This window comes from Protofrankia sp. CiP1_Cm_nod1 (assembly GCF_920888515.1).
GTDB lineage: Bacteria > Actinomycetota > Actinomycetes > Frankiales > Frankiaceae > Protofrankia.
On sequence record NZ_CAKKTM010000036.1, the window covers coordinates 1 to 4,721 of the forward strand.

General features: G+C 68.5%; 2 protein-coding genes. One reads left to right on the top strand and one right to left on the bottom strand.

The window, feature by feature from the left end; translation table 11 throughout:
• Positions 1–308: ANTAR domain-containing protein (locus NBX02_RS02425; protein WP_250289792.1), on the bottom strand; the 308-nt coding region annotated here is incomplete at its 3' end.
• A gap of 478 nt (positions 309–786) precedes the next feature.
• Between NBX02_RS02425 and NBX02_RS02430 the strand changes: the two genes are divergently transcribed.
• The gene (locus NBX02_RS02430; protein WP_250289794.1) at positions 787–4,491 is read left to right on the top strand and encodes a HAMP domain-containing protein; all 3,705 of its coding nucleotides are present in this window, start codon (positions 787–789) and stop codon (positions 4,489–4,491) included.
• Positions 4,492–4,721 lie beyond the last annotated feature (230 nt).

Sequence of the window (4,721 nt, forward strand, 5' to 3'; positions counted from 1 at the left end):
GGCTGCTGCCGGGGCGGCCGCGCCGCGCCCAGCGCGAGCGCGTCGTCCGCCCGCTGGCCGACCACGTCGGCGGCAAGCTCCGCCAGGGGCATCCCGGACCGGGCCGCCAGGTGGGTAAGCTGCCTGGCCGCCTCACCGGGGGAGCAGCGCAGGCGCTCGGTCAGGACGCCGATCGCGAGATCCACCAGGGCTTCGGTGGCGGCCTGCGCCCGCACCGCCTCGAGTTCGCTCTGCTGACGGACGATCAGCGCGGTCAGACGCGCCACCTGGTCGTCGCCGGCCGGGCCGGTCGGTCGCTGCGTTCCCACGTACGTCCCTCACTGGTTCGGGTGCCGCCGGCCCTCACTGCTTCGGGTGCCGCCGGCACGCGGGCTCAAAGGCCCCCCAGCGCGGACATCCTCGCACGAACGCCGCCGCGCGGACGAAGCCCCTGCGGTCCGCTGTTCTCCCGCTGTTCGTTTCTGTCCCGTGGTTCTCCTCTGCCCCGTGCTTCTCCGGTCCCTGGCAGCGAGGGCCGAAGATGACGCGACAGTGCCTGTCCAGACTGTTGCCTGTCCGGTCTGTTCGGCGCATGGTCGATGCGTGCTCGGTGGCTGGTCGGTATCTGTCCGCGTCGATTACGGGCCTCGCTTCCGAGGCCGCTCGGGAAAACCATAGGACATCAGAAAACTGAGCCGAGGGTGTTGTCCGTTTCACCCTGGTTTGCGAATCGTCGAACTCTCTAACGTGGAACACGGGACCGGCCGGCTGTCCGGGCCGGCGGCCGACGAGCGGGGTGTTGTACCGGTGGGTGAGGCTACGAACTCGGAGCGGGCGAACTCGGAGCGGGTAACGGCGCGCGGGCGGGACGAGCCCGCGCTGCGTCAGCTTCTCGCCGGTCTGGCGGCGGTGCGTGGCGGGGACTTCCGCGCGCGTCTGCCCCATGGCGACGACCCGCTCATGAACGAGATCGCCGACGTGTTCAACGGCATGACCGACCAGCTTTCCATGATCGCTTCCGGGGTGGCGAGAGCGGCCCGGGAGGTCGGCGTGGAGGGCAGGCTCGGCCGTCGCCTCCGGGCGCCGGACGTGCCCGGCGCCTGGCGGGAGCTCATCGAGTCGACCAACATGGCGGTGGGCAACCTCGGCAGCCAGGTCCGTGACATCTCCCAGGTGGCGGCGGCGGTGGCCCGCGGCGATCTCTCCCAGAAGATCACGGTGGACGCGCGCGGGGAGATCCTGGAGCTGAAGAACACGATCAACACGATGGTCGACCAGTTGTCGTCGTTCGCCGGTGAGGTCACCCGGGTGGCCCGGGAGGTCGGCACCGAGGGACGGCTGGGCGGGCAGGCCTTCCCCGGGGTGGGCGGAACGTGGCGGGACCTCACCGACTCGGTGAACTTCATGGCCGGCAACCTCACCGGCCAGGTCCGTTCCATCTCCCAGGTGGCGGCGGCGGTGGCCCGCGGCGATCTCTCCCAGAAGATCACGGTGGACGCGCGCGGGGAGATCCTGGAGCTGAAGAACACCATCAACACGATGGTCGACCAGTTGTCGTCGTTCGCCGGTGAGGTCACCCGGGTGGCCCGGGAGGTCGGCACCGAGGGACGGCTGGGCGGGCAGGCCGACGTCAAGGGCGTCTCGGGCACGTGGAAGGACCTCACCGAGTCCGTCAACGTCATGGCGGCCAACCTCACCGTCCAGGTCCGCTCCATCGCCGAGGTCACCACCTCGGTGGCCAAGGGCGACCTGACCCAGAAGATCCGGGTGGACGCGCGCGGGGAGATCCTGGAGCTCAAGGAGACCATCAACACGATGGTCGACCGGTTGTCGTCGTTCGCCGACGAGGTCATCCGGGTGGCGGGCGAGGTGGGGACGCAGGGCAACCTCGGCGGGCAGGCCGTCGCGCGGGGCGTCTCCGGCACCTGGCGGGATCTCACCGACAACGTCAACTCGATGGCCAGCAACCTGACCAGCCAGGTCCGCAACATCGCCCAGGTCACCACCGCCGTGGCCCGGGGCGACCTGTCGAAGAAGATCGACGTCGACGCCCGTGGGGAGATCCTGGAGCTCAAGACCACCATCAACACGATGGTCGACCAGCTGTCGTCCTTTGCCGCGGAGGTCACCCGGGTCGCCCGCGAGGTCGGCACCGAGGGGATACTCGGCGGGCAGGCCGAGGTCGAGGGCGTCTCGGGGACGTGGAAGCGGCTGACGGAGAACGTCAACGAGCTTGCCGGCAACCTCACCCGTCAGGTGCGTGCGATCGCCGCGGTGACCAGCGCGGTCGCGGCCGGTGACCTCACCGGGGCGGTCTCGGTGGAGGCGCGGGGGGAGGTCGCCGAGCTCAAGGACAATATCAACGCGATGGTGCGGTCGCTGTACGAGACCACGCGCGCCAACCAGGAGCAGGACTGGCTGAAGACCAACCTGGCCCGCATATCCGGTCTGATGCAGAAACACCGTGACCTCGACACCGTCACGGAACTGGTCATGGACGAGCTCGCCCCGCTGGTCGGCGCCCAGTACGGCACGTTCTTCCTGGCCGGCTCCGGCTCCGGCTCCGGCGCGCCCGCGCTGCGCCTGATCGCCAGCTTCGGCTACCAGGCCCATCCCGACGTGCCGCGCGAGTTCGGCCTGGGAGAGTCCCTGGTCGGGCAGGTGGCCAGAACCAGGCGGTCGATTTTCGTCGACCGGACCCCGGCGCATTATGTGAAGATCTCGTCCAGTCTCGGCCATGCCGGGCCGGTCAATCTGATCGTGCTGCCCGTCCTCTTCGAGGACCATGTGCTCGGTGTCATCGAGCTCGCCTCCTTCACCCCGTTCACGCAGGTGCACCGGGATTTCCTGGACCGGCTGATGGACATCATCGGTGTCAATATCAACATTATTGTCGCCAACTCCCGCACCGACGCGCTGCTGGCGGAGTCGCAACGTCTCGCAGCCGAGCTGCGGGCACGTTCCGAAGAACTCCAGAGCCGGCAGGACGAGCTGCAGCGTTCCAACGCCGAACTGGCGGAGAAGGCGGCTCTGCTGGCTCGCCAGAACCACGACATCGAAGTCAAGAACTTCGAGATCGAGCAGGCCCGACAGGAAATCGAGGAACGGGCCCGGCAGCTCGGCCTGTCGTCCAGGTACAAGTCGGAGTTCCTCGCCAACATGTCCCATGAGCTGCGCACGCCGTTGAACAGCCTGCTCATCCTGGCGCGGCTGCTGGCGCAGAACCCGGCGAACAACCTCAGCCCGAAGGAGGTCGAGTACGCCAACGTCATCCACTCCGCCGGCTCCGATCTCCTGCAGCTCATCAACGACATCCTCGACCTGTCGAAGGTCGAGGCCGGGAAGATCGACGTCCATCTGGAGCGTTTCGCCCTCGGCGCGCTCCTCGACGACGTCCGGGGCATCTTCTGCCCGGTCATCGAGGAGAAGGGCCTGCGGTTCGCCGTCGACGTCGCCCCCGACGTGCCGGACGCGCTGGTCAGCGACCAGCATCGTCTGTTGCAGGTGCTGCGCAACCTGCTGTCCAACGCGGTCAAGTTCACCCAGCGGGGCGGGGTGGAACTCCGGATACGGATGGTCAGCGGCCGCGTGCTCGACGACGAACGACGCCCGGCCGTCGCGTTCGCGGTGACCGACACGGGCATCGGTATCGCCGAGGAGAACCTGGACCGGCTTTTCGGGGCCTTTCAGCAGGGTGACGGCAGCACCAGCCGCAGATTCGGCGGGACCGGCCTGGGCCTGTCCATCGCGCGTGAGGTCGCGGCTCTGCTCGGCGGTGTGATCCGTGTCCAGAGCGAGTTCGGGAAGGGCAGTACCTTCACCCTCTATCTGCCGCTGTCCTCGCCAGGGGCGATCGGTGAGAAGGCCCATGGCGCCACGCAGCCGGCCGTTTCCGGCCCGCCGGCGCCCGCGGCCCCGCCGCTGCCGCTGCCGCCCGTCCCGTCCAGTTTGTCCAGTTCGCCAAGTTCGTACAGTTCACCCATTTCGCACAGTGCACCTGGTTCATCCGACGTGTCCGGCTCGCAGGCGCCCGTGTCCGCGCCGATACCCGCACCCGCGCTCGCGCTCGCGCCCGGCGGCAACGGCGTCCCGGCACATGCCACGGACGACGTGCTGCGCGGCCGCAGGATTCTCGTGATCGACGACGACGTCCGGAACGTGTTCGCCATCACCAGCGTCCTCGAGCTCCACGGACTGACCGTGATTCACGCGCCCGACGGGCGCATAGGCATCGACATCCTGGTCGCCACCGACGGCGTCGAACTCGTTCTCGTGGACGTGATGATGCCGGAAATGGACGGTTACGCCACGATGACGGCAATCCGGGAAATGGCTCGTTTCGGTGCGCTCCCGATTATTGCCGTCACCGCGAAAGCCATGCCGGGCGACCGGCAGAAATGCCTTGCCGCCGGCGCCGACGACTACGTGACCAAGCCGGTCGACACCGACGAGCTCCTCACCTGCATCCGGCAGCGGCTCACCCGTCAGGAGCCCGGCGAGAATATCCGGTGATCAGTACTCCTGTTCAGGTGGCGGAAACCCGCCGGGCCCACATCCCTGCCGGGTGCCACGGCGTACCGCCGTGGTCGGCCATGGCAGCGGACCACCGGTCAGGATCCGTGTAACGACTGCCGGCCGAAGTCCGCGGGCTGTGCAGCGGATTCACCGGGCCGGTCGGGGCGTGCCGTATTCGTGCCCTCGAGGACCTCGGCCCGAAGAGGCGGAAACAGCCGGAGAGGCAG